Here is a 13,306-nt window from a genome sequence, read left to right as displayed (position 1 = left end):
AGCGCCTGAGCGCTGAGGTGGTGAAGCTCAGATCAACTGATCGAGATCAGTTGAAGACCCACGGCTGACCGTAGGTGACAGCAACGTCACCGGTGGAGCTGGTGACCGAAACGTACGGGCGAACGCGGACGTTGCCGAGGATGCCGGTCGCTGTGCCGTGAACGTTGGCGATCTGGATGGTGCCGGAGGGGCCTTCAGCGTCGCCCTCGGTGCCCTGAACGTTGCCCGAGGCGCCCACTGCATCGACGATGCCGGGGCCGGGAGCGATCTCGGCCTCGAAGCCGAGCGACGGGAGGAGGTCGTTGGTGGAGAAGGAGGACTCTCCGCCATTGGGGCCTGCCGCGTTGCTGCTGCTCTTACCGCCGATGCTGAAGTTCGGGGTCGAGTATCCGAAGGTGATCGATCCGCCGAGGCTAGCCGGGTATCCGACCTGGTAGCCGACGGTCACCGTGCCCTCGAAGTCGTCAGCGTCAGGTCCGGTGACGGTCCAGCCGGCAACGCCGTTGGCGAACCACTCACGGGTGAGCGGGTTGCCGTCGAGCGGCGGAACGCTGTTGATGAAGGTGTCGGACAGCGACACGGTGATCGTGTTGCCGTTGGCGTCGACGACCGTGTTGGTGCTGTCGACTGCAGCGGACGCGGTTCCGGTACCGAGCACCAGGCCGGCAACCGAAGCGCCGGCAACAACCGTAGCGCCGAGGGACTTCAGTCCACGGCTGCGCCGCGGCTTCTGGATCTCCGTCATTTAAATCCTCATCATGTTCAGTCCCAAGCGCGTTCGCACGGGAAGCTTGTGGCTTGCACCCTCGAGGCCAGTCGGCATGTTGCCGAAGGTTCCCGAGCAGAACTAGATCCTTGGGATCACGTTCGTAAGTAGTCCCGACACAGGGGCTCGGAGCGTGTGTTCCACGCCCTTGCTGCCGAAGCTGAGGGGAACATTAGAGGAGTTGCCGGATCGTGACAATCCCTACGGAGCGGCGCCAAACATGGCCGAATCGTGATGTGTTTCCTGTGTGTGAACGGCTTTCACACCATACTTGCGGGTAACCTGCGTCACAAAATGACCGTTGTTGCCGTTCCGTTACAAACCTCACCGCTAGTTGAAACGGCTCTGAAATGGGCAGACATTGCAGGGGACGGGCGGGAAGCGGATCAATCGGTCTTTTGAGACGCACTTCTGCTCATCGTGATTCGAACCCGAAAGCTCGGCACCGCGGGCCGCGTCCCGCTAACACCAGGTAAACGTTCGCCCAACACGGATGTGATTTACATTCCCAAATGTGTTGTGGATCACATCACATGTGGTGCGGGGGGCGCTCTCGATCGAACCAATCGTCCGTCGTGCCCTCGTCGCGGCGCGAGCGCTCATCGCTCGTCGTGTCGGGCAGAACGTCCCCGAAGATGCGAGCGAGCCGGGCCCGATCGATACGGGCCCGGCTCTCGTCGTTGTTGTTCTCTGTCATGTTCAGGTGCGGTCAAGCATCGAGCCCGGACAGTTCTGCGATCACTTGGCTCGCCAGCGGGGTCAGGGTGGCCATGCCGTCGCGAATCGCCGCGCGCGAGGACGCGAGATTGACGACGAGGGTGCTTCCCGACACTCCGACGAGCCCCCGAGACAGGCCGGCGTCCATCGCTCCAGCTGCAAGCCCGGACGAACGCAGCGCCTCGCTGATGCCAGGAATCTCACGGTCGAGGATCTCGGCGGTCACGTCCGGGGTGACGTCGCGCGGAGACACCCCGGTGCCTCCGACCGACACGACGAGGTCGACTCCGCCGATCACCGCGGTGTTCAGAGCGTTGCGAACATCCACCTCATCCGACGTGACAGCCACGACTCCGTCCACCAGAAAACCTGCTTCGGTGAGGAGTTCCGTCACCAGCGGGCCGGTCGAATCCTGTCCATTACTGTGCGCGGTGCGGTCGTCGACGATCACTACCAACGCTCGGCCAGCCAGAGGGGTCTCGAGTTCCATACTGCTCACCGTAGTAGTAGCCCTCTGCTCGGTCTCACGCTGTGCGTAAATCGTTGCAACGGTCGCCAGGCGGTCGATGTCCGACAGCATCAGCGGCCTCCGGGGAAGCCAGGGATCTCGAACGGCGACTGCGAGCCCGAGGACGGCGTCTGCACCGACGCGGTCTGCGGCTCGGCAGTTCCCAGCGTCACGTCCACGGTCTTCTCGCTGCCACCTTCGGTGTAAGTGATCTTCACCGAGTCTCCGGGTGCGTGCGACCGCACGGCGGCAATGAGGGCGTCGCCGCTCGAGACCACGCGGTCGTCGACCTTGGTGATGACTGCGCCCTTCGGGATACCTGCCGACGCCGCCGGACCGCCTTCGGTGACCTCGACGACCGTCGCGCCGTTGGCGTCGTCCTGCGACGGCACCTGGACGCCGATCATGGCCTGCGTAGCCTTGCCGGTCGTGCTCAGTTCGTCGGCGATCCGCTTGGCCTGGTCGACGGGGATCGCGAAGCCGAGGCCGATGGAACCGCTCTGCGTGCCCGAGGACTCGCTGCCGCCGAGCGTCGCGATGGCCGTGTTGATACCGATCAGCTGACCGTCGGTGTTGACGAGCGCACCACCCGAGTTACCCGGGTTGATGGCCGCGTCGGTCTGGATCGCGTCGATGACCGAGTTCTGGTTGCCCGACTCGCCGCTCGTCGACACCGGACGATTCAGCGAGGAGACGATGCCCGTGGTGACGGTTCCGGCGAGCCCGAGCGGGGAACCGATCGCGACGACCTGTTGTCCCACTTGCAGATTCGACGACGTCCCGAGCTCGATCGGCGTCAGATCGGTCTTGCCTTCGGCCTTGATGACGGCCATGTCGGAGACCGCGTCGGCGCCGACGAGCGTTGCGTCGGCAATCGATCCGTCCGAGAATGCCACGGTCAGCTTGCCGTTGGCACCCGCACCCGTCGCCACGTGGTTGTTGGTGAGGATCAGGCCGTCGGAGGACAGAATGACGCCGGAACCTTCGCCCTCTGCTTGGCTGCCCTTGACCTGGATCTGCACGACGCTCGGCAACACCTTGTTCGCGACGGCCTGGATCGAGCCGTCCGGAATGTTTGCGGCCGGCTGCGCTGCAGTGACAGTGGAGTTCAGCGAATTGGTGGCCGCGCCAGTGCCATTGGCACCATTGGTCGCCAAAGCGCCTACCGCACCGCCGATTCCGCCACCGACGAGAACCAGAGCGATTGCTCCGGCCACGAGAGTGGTGCGGCCCGGCCGACTCTTGACGGCTGCCGGGGCCTGCTGCGACGGCTGGTGATTCTGCGGCGCAGCGTGTTGCTGGTTGTAGCCGTAGTTCGGCTGCTGATAAGCGTTGTGGCCGTAGGCGGAATGACCGTATTGTCCGGCCTGCTGGCCGTACCCACCCTGCGGCGCATGCTGCTGCGTCGGGAACTGCTGGGTCGAATTCTGCTGTGCCGAACTCTGTTGGGTCGGATGCTGCTGCGTCGACTCGGAGTCGTTCTGCTCGGAGTCTTTACGATCGTCGGTCATCGGCTTGTCGCTTCTTTCAGTAGAAACCTCGCCCTGAGGACGAGGTCGCCCGCCTTGTTAACGACTAGCTTGCCGTGCGGGACTGAGAGCGCGCTGAGACAGAGCTATCAGTTTGCCGAGACTGTTCCGGACGGGTCGATACCACTTTCACCAGGCAACACGACCCGAATAAGAGCCCCACCACGGTCCGAGACCTCGACGCCGATCGTCCCACCGTGCTTGATGACGACCTGACGCACGATCGCGAGTCCCAGTCCGGAGCCCGGCATCGAGCGAGACGCCGTCGAACGGTAGAAGCGCTCGAACACCAGCTCGCGGTCTTCTTCCGGAATGCCGGGGCCCGCGTCGTCGACGGTCAATTCCATGAGCCCATTGCCGATCTGACGCATGATGACGCGCACTTCACCGCCACTGGGACTCCATTTGGCCGCATTGTCCAGAATGTTCAGTACGGCGCGTGACAGTCCCGCCTGGTCGCCGTACACGAACCACGGTTCGAGGACGGCTTTGAACTCGATCTCGTTGCGGCGACGTCGCGCACGCTCGAGACTGCGTTCGACGGCGTCGGCGAGATCGACCCGCTCGAACACCGTCTCGGGCGCATCCTCACGGGCCAGGTCGACGAGATCGCCGACGAGCGTCGACAATTCCTGAATTTGTGCGACGACGTCGGATCGCAGTTCTGCCATGTCCTCGTCCGGAATCGACGGCGCCCCAGGACGTCCCGACGCGATCAGCAGCTCCATGTTCGTGCGCAGCGACGTCAACGGCGTCCGGAGTTCGTGACCAGCGTCGGCGACGAGACGGCTTTGCCTGCCGCGGGATTCGGCCAGAGCCCGAAGCATCGTGTTGAAACTCTCGGTGAGCCGGGCCAATTCGTCGTCGCCGGTTACTGGAATCGGCGTCAAGTCATCGGTGCGCGCGACGCGTTCGGCGGCCGCGGTCAGTCGCGCGATCGGCCTCAGACCTGTTCTGCCGACGGCCATTCCCGCCCCTGCTGCGAGTACGACACCGCAGCCACCCACGATGAGCAGAACCCATGCGAGCCGGTCGAGCACTTGCCCTGTGGGAGAGAGTCTCTGGGCGATGACGATTGCGCTGCCGTCCATCGTGCGCTGACTGAGGACGCGTTGTCCGTCGACCGTGCGCAGCGAACTGTCGACCTTGCCCTCGGCGACGGCGATCTCGTCCTCGCCGATCGGCACCTTCGAGCCAGGCGGGACGTACTTGGTGAGGTCCGGGAAGATCAGCGCGACGGACACATCGGTGCTGTACAGCGTCGCACCGGCCACATACCGCGGGTCGAACGTGACGACGTTGCTGTTGATCAACGCGTCTGCGCGACTCCGCAATTGGTTGTCGACGTCGCCGTACAGGGCGCGGGACACCACTGCGTAGGCCGCGATCGCCATCACCGCGACGGCGATGGCCACCACCGACGCCGCGAGGAGCGTCACGCGCCAACGCAGCGACACCGACCGGGTCAACGGCATCGGCGGACGCATCGACGAGTCGGTGGTGAGTGGGCCAGGAGGCCGTCGAGCGAAAGGAGCGACCATCACGGAGGCGTTTCGCGGAGAACGTATCCGACACCACGGACAGTGTGGATCAGGCGCGGCTCGCCGTCGGCCTCGGTCTTGCGACGCAGATACCCGACGTACACCTCGAGGGCATTGCCCGACGTCGGGAAGTCGTAGCCCCACACCTCTTCGAGGATGCGGCTGCGCGTCAGAACTCGACGCGGGTTCATCATGAGCATCTCCATCAGGGAGAACTCGGTGCGGGTCAGGCTGATCGAGCGGCCGCCGCGTGTGACTTCGCGCGTCACCGGGTCCAGCGAGAGGTCGGCGAATTCCATCGCTTCCGATTCTTCGCCTGCCTCCATCGCCGTCCGACGGAGAAGGGCGCGGAGTCGAGCGAGAAGTTCTTCGAGCGCGAAAGGCTTCGGCAGATAGTCGTCGGCACCCGCGTCGAGACCTGCCACGCGCTCGGACACCGAGTCGCGGGCGGTGAGGACGAGGATCGGAAGGTCGTCGCCGGTGCTGCGCAGCCGGCGGCACACTTCGAGGCCGTCGAGGCGCGGCATCATGACGTCGAGAACCAACGCGTCGGGGCGAGCCGCCGCGATCTTCTCGAGCGCATCCAAGCCGTCGACGGCGAGCTCGACCGTGTAACCGTTGAAGGTGAGGGACCGCCGAAGCGAGTCGCGGACGGCTCGATCGTCGTCGACAACCAGGATGCGCATCGTTACAGTTTGGCCCGACGGACTGAGATATGTCTGAGAGGGTCCTAGTCTTCGGCGGGCAAGCGTCGAGCAATCGGTAGATTCCAGCGTCGCCACAGCGCAAGAAGGCGCAGGCCGGTCGCGATGACGGTCCCCGCGATCAGTCCGATGTTCACGGGCCACCCGAAGCCCACGACGGCCGCTACCGTCGTCGAGCCGAGCAACGCGGGCACCGCATAGAGGTCACGACGAAGCAACAACGGAACCTCGTTGACCAGGACGTCACGGATGACGCCACCGGCGACGGCCGTCGTCGCACCGATGAGGCAGGCGGCCAGTGAGCTGCCGCCGGTGTCGAGGGCGATCGTTGCACCCGTCGACGCGAACAGGCCCATTCCGAATGCGTCGAAGATCAGGACGCCACGACGTACCCGGCTCATGGCGGGATGCGCGACGAACACCAGCAGCGACGACGCCAACGCCACCGCGATGTTCGGCCACTGGTCGAGCGACGTCGGCGGATGAATGCCCAGCAGAAGGTCGCGGATGATGCCGCCGCCGATGCCCGTCGTGATGCCGACGACGCATACGCCGAACAGGTCCAAGCGTTTCCGGACACCGATCAACGCACCGGAGGCCGCGAACGCGGCGATACCGACATAACCGAGGACATCTACGAGCACGGGGTAATGGTCGCACTTGACTCGGCCGTGACCTCCGAGAGTCGATCGGTATGGGCTTGGTACCTCGAACGCTGCCAGCCATCCCAGGTGCGGATGACGATGGGGACATGAGAACTTCGATGAGAAAGGTTGTGGCGGGTGTGGTGGTCGCGGGAGCCATATCGTTCGGCGCGGCCGGGGTCGCACAGGCTGGTGAGCTGATCCGGGTACCCAACGTGACGGGGATGTCGGTGTTCGGTGCGACGGAAAGACTCAGCGAGGCCGGTTTCGACAACGTGATCGCCAGCTCCCCCGATGCGACGGGTCTGGTCGCCGGTACGACGCCCCGAGCTGGAACCTTGGCCGACGAGGACACGACGGTGATCTTGTTGGTACCGAGCGACTGAGAGCTGCCGTCGTTGGCCATAGTGGTCGTTCAGGGCCGGATGCGGCTTATCGGCCGACTACGTCATGGAACCGCGCCGCCTGCCTCTGCGTCTAAACCCTCGACAGCGACGAGGGGGGCCGATGCGAAAACAGTGGGCGGTGATCGCTGCTGTTACCTTTTTGACCGCCGGATGTGGGAGCGGCGTAGATGGGGTCGAGGTCACGGGGGTCCCTCAGGAGCGTTGGGATCCCTGCAGCATCCCCGCAGACGCCATCGCGGGGACGGGGTTGGATCCGGCCAGCCAGAAAACGTGGTCCGATGGTGTGGTCGTTGACGACTGGACCATGTGCGCTTGGCGGGGCCCGATTAGCACACCTTGGTACTTCTTCAGTGTGCGATTCTCAAATGACTACACTCTCGACGATGCCCGTGCGGACTCGACATACTCAGACGTTATCGACGTAGCTGTGCAAGAGCGACAGGCAGTTCGCTACCAAACGAACATCCGTGGTCAGCCTGAGAACTGCAACCTTGCAATGGCATCGGTAGACGGAACAATCAAAACCTCGGTCGATGTCATAGGCAGCGAGCGCGCAAAGCTCGACCCATGCACGGTACTGCTCGCGCATGCAACTGACCTGTTGGCCTCCTTCCCGCCCCATACGAGATGAGCCGCAATGAATTCAGTGGGTCCCGCTGTCGCATATTGGAATTCGCTATCAGAAGCCGCGGAGTCCGGGCAACTGTACTTGTCGCCAGAGGCGGCTCGAAAGTGTGATTACGCGTGCACCGACTTCCTCTCCAAGCTCTCCGACCACCAACTTGAAGCGGGTCTGCTAGCAGACGTGAAGGGGCTCGGCAGCCTTCCATCCGGAATTAGTCTTGCGACACGTTTCTCCGAGAAAGCAGCAGGCGGCCCGAACAACCTTGTCGACGTGCTGCAAAGTCACATCGACGTTGTCATGGCCATGCAAGCGGTATTCAGGAAGTTCTTTACCGACACTGCAGATACCGATCGGGAGAACGCGTCGGGAATCTCGGCGCAGGGCCCGAGGTAGCTCCGCTCCCGGCTATGAACGACCGGGGCACCGCAGGCTCATGCGAAACTCGAATTCTCACTCGATGCATGGGCTGAGGATTGGGAATCGGGGTGAGGATTCGACCCGCCCCACCCCCCGCGCACCTTCCAGCCGGCGCGCACGTTGCAACCCGCGCAGTCACTGCAACCTGCGCGCTTGGGGGGGCGGCTACAGCTCTTGCAGCCGAACGGTCCCGTCGTCGGCGATGGAGAAGCCCGGGTTGTGGCAGATTTCCCACAGCACACCGTTCGGGTCGGAAAAATGCCCGTGATACCCACCGAATGCCGCTTGCTGGGGCGGCTTCACCAGCGTCGCGCCGGCCTTGACAGCGCGGTCGACGATCTCGTCGACCTCGGCGGGACCGTCGACGTTATGCGACAACGTCAACCCGCTGACCTTGGCCGGGCCGCCATCGTGCCCGAGGTCCTCCGTGAACCTCTGCGCGTCGAACAACCCCATGACCAGCCCTGGGCCGATCTGAAAGAACAGGATTTCGCCGGGGACGTCCAACAGGGCGGTCCAGCCGAGGCCATCGCGGTAGAAGGCGCGGGCAGCGTCGAGGTCAGGGGTCGCAAGCGTCGTGAAGTGAATGCGCTGATCCATCCACCCATTCTGACGGCTGACGCACCGGTCTGGCAGGCTTTGCACTGTACGAACTCCCACAGACCAGAGTGAGGAACGTTGCCGATCGTCGACAACGCTGTCTACGTCGACGGCGTGCGCACCGCGGACCCCGACAGCCTCGACCACACCTACGAGGCGATGCGCGAGCGCAACGGCATGGCCTGGATCGGCCTTTATCGACCCGGCGACGATGAGATCGCTTCCATCGCAGCCGAATTCGGTCTGCACCACCTTGCTGTCGAGGACGCAATCGCAGCACATCAGCGGCCCAAGCTCGAACGCTACGGCGACCAGCTGTTCGTAGTGCTGCGGCCCGCTCGCTACATCGACGAGACCGAAAAGGTCGAATTCGGCGAACTCCATGTGTTCCTCGGTCCGGACTTCGTCGTCACCATCCGCCACGCCGAGTCCCCCGAGCTGGGGACGGTCCGCAAACGACTCGAAGAGACACCCGACCTGTTACGGCAGGGAACGCAAGCCGTCCTCTACGCCATTCTCGACCAGGTCGTCGACGAGTACGAACCCGTCGTGGTGGGGCTGCAGAACGACATCGACGAAATCGAGGACCAGCTCTTCTCCCGCGATCCCTCGGTATCCCGACGCATCTACACCCTCTCGCGCGAGGTAACCGAATTCCAACGCGCCGCCGCACCCTTGGTGGCCATGATCGAATCGCTCAAGCGTGGTGAAGACAAGTACGACGTCGACATCGAACTCCAGCGTAATCTCCGCGATGTGCTCGACCATTGTGTGCGCATCGCAGAACGTGTGGAAGCGTTCCGCGTCAACCTGCAAAATGCGTTGCAGACGAACGCGACTCTCGTTGCGCAACAACAGAACGACGAGATGCGCGCGATGACGCAGGTCAGCTTAGATCAGACGGAGCAGACAAAGAAGATCTCGTCGTGGGGCGCGATATTGTTCGCACCGTCGCTGATCGCTGCGATCTACGGGATGAACTTCGACTACATGCCAGAACTGAAGTGGCACATCGGCTATCCGCTCGCATTGCTGACGATGCTCGCCTGCTCCGGCGTGCTGTACCTCGTGTTCAAGCGTCAGAAATGGTTGTGACGCCCCGCCGAGCAAAATTCACCCTCCTATTGTGCGGTTCGAGCACCGAAAGCCACACAACAGGAGGGTAAATTTGCGACGGCCCGACGCCGAGCTTTCAAGCGCTATGTCCCCTTCACATTCAGGATCTGCCGCAACTCGTGCTCGATGTCGACGAGATCGACCGCGTCGGCCATGACGATGTCGATGTCCTTGTAGGCGTCGGGGATTTCGTCAACGAACTCTTCGCCGTCGCGAAATTCGATGCCTACCATTCGCTTCCGCAGATCCTCGACGGTGTAGCGCCTCCTCGCCTCGGTCCGCGAGAACCTCCGTCCGGCGCCGTGCGGCGCCGAGCACAGACCTGCGGCACTCCCCTTGCCGACGACGACGTACGACCTCGTCCCCATCGAGCCGGGGATCATCGCCTTGACGCCCTCGTGCGCATCGACGGCGCCCTTACGCGTCAGCCACACGTCCTTGTTTCCGTGCTTCTCCTTCACGGTGTAGTTGTGATGGCAGTTTATTCGCTCGAGTTCGTGGTGATCGTCGACACCCATCCACTGGGCGAAGACGACAGCGAACCGGTCCATCATCTCGGCCCGGTTGAGGTAGGCGAACCGCTGCGCCCACTTCAAATCCTCGATGTACCGGCCGAATTCGGGCACTCCCTCGGGAATGTAGGCGAGGTCCTTGTTCGGCAGATCGATCCACCACTGCTTGCACAACCGCTGCGCAATCGCGATGTGCTTCTTCGCGATCTTGTTCCCGACACCCCTGGATCCGCTGTGCAGAAAGAGCCACACAGAATCAGTTGTGTCCAAACACAATTCGAGGAAGTGGTTGCCCGATCCCAACGATCCAAGCTGCTCACGCCACTTCGGCGAGTGCGACAGATCGACGCCGTTGGCCTCGGCAAGTCCCTCCAACTCCGCGAGCTTCGAGGCGGTGAAGTCCCATACGTCGAATCCACGGTTGTAGTTGCCCATGGACACAGGGATAGCCCGCTCGATCGCCGCCCGGAGGTCGGCGAGGTTGCGGTCCCCGAGGTCTGACTTGGTGAATCCCGTTCGTACACCGATCATTCCGCAGCCGATGTCGACACCGACGGCCGCTGGTATGACCGCGCCGAGCGTCGGGATGACCGTGCCGACGGCACTGCCCATACCGCTGTGCGCGTCGGGCATCAGGGCGACGTGCGGATGCACGAAGGGCATGGACGCGGTCTCCCGCGCCTGCGCAAGCGTGTTGTCCTCGATGTGGGAAGCCCAGTTGAGCAGCTTCGAGCCCACCTTCTTCGGGGGCATGATGTTTCCTTTCAGCCCCCTCGGAGGAGGAGGCGCTATTCGAACAGTTGCTTCACGAACGGGATGGAATCCGCCTGTGACTGAAGTAGTGCACCGCTGTGGTCGGTGGGATAGGTGTGAAGACGGACGTCTTGGCCGTTCAGTCTCATCTGGGCGACAAGCGAAAGCGCCGCCGGCGCAGGCACATCCACGTCGGTCAGACCTTGGCCGATGAAGACCGGTCGGTCGTAGCCACTCGTCGGCACACCCATGTAGTCGTTGAGCAGGCCGTAATAGTTGGGAATCTGGTTGAGCGGTCTCGAGAACAGATCACCCGACACCAGGCCATCGAACTCTTCCTCGGCCTCGATGACGCACAACGTTTCGGCCTTGTCGACTGCTCGCCTTCCTTCCTCGGTGAGGTACGAGTCGATGTCGACCTCCGGATGCGCCTCGCGCAGCCCGGACAGGATGTACAGCAGATACGTCGTCAGCGCTTTGCTGGCCGATACCGGCAGCACACCGGGCCCCAGTGGCAGCAATGCCAATTCGATGTTCGCCGGAACACCGGTGCCGACGGCGCCGCGGTAATCCAGTTCGGGGCCACCGTATTCCGTCGCGTAGCGGGCCGTTGTGATCGCTGCGCCACCGCCCTGCGACTGGCCGACGACGACCCACTTGTCGGACAGGGACGCGTCGACCGCTCGCGATGCCTTCACCGAATCGACGACGCTGTGCGCGGAGACCTTGCCATCGAGATACGGCATGATGCCCGGTGTCCCGAGGCCGACGTAATCCGTCGCCGCGATGGCGTACCCCTGTCCGAGCCAGGCCCCCAGGTACTGTCGGTCACGCTCGGGATCGGCAGGGCCGACCAACGAGGGCGCGCACGCGTCGTCGACACCCGAGGTGCCATGCGCCCATCCGATGACAGGCCAACCACCCTCGGGCGCAGTGCCTTCGGGGACGAAGAACGCACCGGTGCTCAGTGCGGGCCGATTGTCCGACCCGACGGTCCAGTACGTGATGCGCTTGGCCTCGGCAGTGCCGGGAAGCCACAGTTCCGGTGCCAACTCCTCGACCGCGACGACGGTGCCCGGCGTCCGATCGACCTCGTCCGCGAATGCGGTAGTGGCCCCGGCGAACACCAGAGATGCGGTCGCGCAGACAGCGACGAGCGAACGAGAGAGAGTCGACATGGCAATGACAGTAACGCGCGTCGACCCGAAAAAGCGCGTGATTTGTTATCCGGCACCGCCGCCGAACACCATGCCCAGCAGATAGGTCGCCCCGGCAGCTCCGTAGCCGATCGCGAGCTGACGCAACGCACGCTTGACCGGCGGGCCTCCACTCAGCAGACCGACCACCGCGCCCGTCCCCAACAGAGCAATGCCCACCAACACCGATGCACCTACCAGCGCCACATAGCCTTCCAGCCCGAACAGATACGGAAGCACCGGAATCACTGCACCCGATGCAAAGAAACAGAAGCTGGCCGACGCGGCCCCGAGGCCGGTTCCGACGGCTTCGTGAGCGTCGACCGACGACTGCATCTCGTCGTCGGGACGGAGGTTCCTGAGCACTTCGGACGCGCGAGCTTCGGCTTCGTCGGGCGTCATTCCTCGTGCGCGATACACCAGCGCGAGCTCGTTCGCGTCGACGTCGAGATGCTGGACGGCTTCACGCGCCGACCGATCCGGTGACGACGCCTCCAACAACTCCCGCTGCGAACGGACGGATACGTACTCGCCCGCGCCCATCGACAGTGCACCGGCGAGTAGACCGGCAAGGCCGGTGACCAGCACGATATGGTTCGACACCCCGCTTCCGCTGATGCCCAACACCAGCGCGAGGTTGCTGACGAGCCCGTCGTTCGCGCCGAATACCGCGGCGCGGAACGTTCCCGACAGCCGGTTGCGACCACGCGCCGCCAGCGCGCGCACCACCTCGGCGTGAATCTGCTCGTCGGCCGTCATGGCGTCGGTGGCGTCGGAATCCGACGCGTACGGCGACCGTGTCTCGGCGCGCTGCGCCAACGCGAGCACGAACACCGAACCGAATCGCCTGGCCAGCAGACCGAGAAGTCGCGTACGTCGACTACCCGGCTGCGGCTTCCCGACGCGATCGCCGAGCAACCGTCGCCAATGTTCCTCGTGACGACCCTCGGCATCGGCCAGCGCGAGCAGGATCTCGCGTTCCTCGCCGGTGCGTCGGCTCGCGAGGTCGCGATAGACGGCGGCCTCCGCACGCTCGTCGGCGAGGTAGCGTCGCCACCTCTTGACATCCTTCGCGGAAGGTTCGGCCATAGCGCTCAACGTACCCAGGCGGGACCCGCGAACGACCGAAGGCCTCCCTTGCTCACTCCAAGTGAGCAAGGGAGGCCCTCGGTCCGGTCGGCGCCCGGTCCCGGATTCCTGCGAGGGCGCCCCTCGGTCACTCAGAGTGACCAGATGTCACCTTCGGTCCGAAAAGGGGGGCGGGCGCCGAC

General features: G+C 63.9%; 14 protein-coding genes. 4 read left to right on the top strand and 10 right to left on the bottom strand.

Features of this window, described 5'->3' with window-relative positions:
• Window positions 1-46: 46 nt before the first annotated feature.
• The 6 genes from HQ354_RS23685 to HQ354_RS23660 all read right to left on the bottom strand — a co-directional run bounded on the left by HQ354_RS23685 (window position 47) and on the right by HQ354_RS23660 (window position 6,409).
• A complete protein-coding gene (locus HQ354_RS23685; protein WP_222634641.1) occupies window positions 47-745 on the bottom strand; it encodes an MspA family porin in 699 nt (232 codons plus the stop codon).
• Window positions 746-1,475: 730 nt separating this feature from the next.
• Complete coding sequence (locus tag HQ354_RS23680; protein WP_206031301.1) at window positions 1,476-1,973, bottom strand: molybdenum cofactor biosynthesis protein B; 498 nt, start codon at window positions 1,971-1,973, stop codon at window positions 1,476-1,478.
• 89 nt (window positions 1,974-2,062) lie between these two features.
• On the bottom strand, window positions 2,063-3,502 hold the full coding sequence (locus HQ354_RS23675; protein WP_222634642.1) for a S1C family serine protease: 1,440 nt from the start codon (window positions 3,500-3,502) through the stop codon (window positions 2,063-2,065).
• Between the two features lie 107 nt (window positions 3,503-3,609).
• Complete coding sequence (locus tag HQ354_RS23670; protein ID WP_222634643.1) at window positions 3,610-5,061, bottom strand: HAMP domain-containing sensor histidine kinase; 1,452 nt, start codon at window positions 5,059-5,061, stop codon at window positions 3,610-3,612.
• A complete protein-coding gene (locus HQ354_RS23665; RefSeq protein WP_068423894.1) occupies window positions 5,061-5,747 on the bottom strand; it encodes a response regulator transcription factor in 687 nt (228 codons plus the stop codon). Before HQ354_RS23665 ends, HQ354_RS23670 begins: the two co-directional genes overlap by 1 nt.
• Window positions 5,748-5,791: 44 nt before the next feature.
• Entirely contained in the window at window positions 5,792-6,409 is a 618-nt protein-coding gene (locus HQ354_RS23660; RefSeq protein ID WP_114330181.1) for a trimeric intracellular cation channel family protein, read from the bottom strand.
• Between the two features lie 119 nt (window positions 6,410-6,528).
• On the opposite strand from HQ354_RS23660, the gene HQ354_RS23655 reads away from it, so the two are divergent.
• The 3 genes from HQ354_RS23655 (at window position 6,529) to HQ354_RS23645 (ending at window position 7,834) form a co-directional block, all read left to right on the top strand.
• Entirely contained in the window at window positions 6,529-6,795 is a 267-nt protein-coding gene (locus HQ354_RS23655; protein ID WP_222634644.1) for a PASTA domain-containing protein, read from the top strand.
• 64 nt (window positions 6,796-6,859) lie between these two features.
• Window positions 6,860-7,447, top strand: coding sequence for a DUF3558 domain-containing protein (locus HQ354_RS26045; RefSeq protein WP_084423654.1), 588 nt, complete (start codon window positions 6,860-6,862; stop codon window positions 7,445-7,447).
• Between the two features lie 6 nt (window positions 7,448-7,453).
• Window positions 7,454-7,834 (top strand): hypothetical protein, encoded by a 381-nt coding sequence (locus tag HQ354_RS23645; protein WP_068423886.1) that lies wholly within the window; start codon window positions 7,454-7,456, stop codon window positions 7,832-7,834.
• 189 nt (window positions 7,835-8,023) lie between these two features.
• On the opposite strand, the gene HQ354_RS23640 is transcribed toward HQ354_RS23645, so the two are convergent.
• Window positions 8,024-8,458 carry a VOC family protein gene (locus HQ354_RS23640; RefSeq protein ID WP_068424019.1) on the bottom strand — a complete coding sequence of 145 codons (435 nt, stop codon included), beginning with the start codon at window positions 8,456-8,458 and terminating at the stop codon, window positions 8,024-8,026.
• Window positions 8,459-8,536: 78 nt separating this feature from the next.
• On the opposite strand from HQ354_RS23640, the gene corA reads away from it, so the two are divergent.
• A complete protein-coding gene (corA, locus tag HQ354_RS23635) occupies window positions 8,537-9,553 on the top strand; it encodes a magnesium/cobalt transporter CorA (RefSeq protein WP_068423884.1) in 1,017 nt (338 codons plus the stop codon).
• Window positions 9,554-9,657: 104 nt separating this feature from the next.
• Here the strand turns inward: corA and HQ354_RS23630 are convergent, their stop codons facing one another.
• Genes HQ354_RS23630 through HQ354_RS23620 form a run of 3 tightly spaced genes read right to left on the bottom strand, consistent with a single transcriptional unit; the run spans window position 9,658 to window position 13,124 of the window.
• Window positions 9,658-10,839: an RtcB family protein gene (locus HQ354_RS23630; protein ID WP_068423882.1), complete on the bottom strand. Its 1,182-nt coding sequence runs from the start codon at window positions 10,837-10,839 to the stop codon at window positions 9,658-9,660.
• 35 nt (window positions 10,840-10,874) lie between these two features.
• A complete protein-coding gene (locus HQ354_RS23625) occupies window positions 10,875-12,017 on the bottom strand; it encodes a lipase family protein (protein ID WP_068423881.1) in 1,143 nt (380 codons plus the stop codon).
• Between the two features lie 45 nt (window positions 12,018-12,062).
• On the bottom strand, window positions 12,063-13,124 hold the full coding sequence (locus HQ354_RS23620) for a VIT1/CCC1 transporter family protein (RefSeq protein ID WP_222634645.1): 1,062 nt from the start codon (window positions 13,122-13,124) through the stop codon (window positions 12,063-12,065).
• Between the last annotated feature and the right edge of the window lie 182 nt (window positions 13,125-13,306).

This window comes from Rhodococcus sp. BP-261, assembly GCF_019835205.1.
Taxonomy (GTDB): Bacteria; Actinomycetota; Actinomycetes; order Mycobacteriales; family Mycobacteriaceae; genus Rhodococcoides; species Rhodococcoides kyotonensis_B.
Note: the sequence above shows the minus strand (reverse complement) of the source record. Positions and strands in the feature narration are given on the sequence as shown.

What these genes read in the sequence shown, in the direction of transcription:
- HQ354_RS23680 (WP_206031301.1), bottom strand. Translation starts at nt 1,973, where the DNA reads ATGGAACTCGAGACCCCTCTGGCTGGCCGAGCGTTGGTAGTGATCGTC.
- HQ354_RS23645 (WP_068423886.1), top strand. Translation starts at nt 7,454, where the DNA reads ATGAATTCAGTGGGTCCCGCTGTCGCATATTGGAATTCGCTATCAGAA.
- HQ354_RS23685 (WP_222634641.1), bottom strand. Translation starts at nt 745, where the DNA reads ATGACGGAGATCCAGAAGCCGCGGCGCAGCCGTGGACTGAAGTCCCTC.
- HQ354_RS23620 (WP_222634645.1), bottom strand. Translation starts at nt 13,124, where the DNA reads ATGGCCGAACCTTCCGCGAAGGATGTCAAGAGGTGGCGACGCTACCTC.
- HQ354_RS23630 (WP_068423882.1), bottom strand. Translation starts at nt 10,839, where the DNA reads ATGCCCCCGAAGAAGGTGGGCTCGAAGCTGCTCAACTGGGCTTCCCAC.
- HQ354_RS23655 (WP_222634644.1), top strand. Translation starts at nt 6,529, where the DNA reads ATGAGAAAGGTTGTGGCGGGTGTGGTGGTCGCGGGAGCCATATCGTTC.
- HQ354_RS23670 (WP_222634643.1), bottom strand. Translation starts at nt 5,061, where the DNA reads ATGGTCGCTCCTTTCGCTCGACGGCCTCCTGGCCCACTCACCACCGAC.
- HQ354_RS26045 (WP_084423654.1), top strand. Translation starts at nt 6,860, where the DNA reads ATGGAACCGCGCCGCCTGCCTCTGCGTCTAAACCCTCGACAGCGACGA.
- HQ354_RS23625 (WP_068423881.1), bottom strand. Translation starts at nt 12,017, where the DNA reads ATGTCGACTCTCTCTCGTTCGCTCGTCGCTGTCTGCGCGACCGCATCT.
- HQ354_RS23640 (WP_068424019.1), bottom strand. Translation starts at nt 8,458, where the DNA reads ATGGATCAGCGCATTCACTTCACGACGCTTGCGACCCCTGACCTCGAC.
- HQ354_RS23675 (WP_222634642.1), bottom strand. Translation starts at nt 3,502, where the DNA reads ATGACCGACGATCGTAAAGACTCCGAGCAGAACGACTCCGAGTCGACG.
- HQ354_RS23665 (WP_068423894.1), bottom strand. Translation starts at nt 5,747, where the DNA reads ATGCGCATCCTGGTTGTCGACGACGATCGAGCCGTCCGCGACTCGCTT.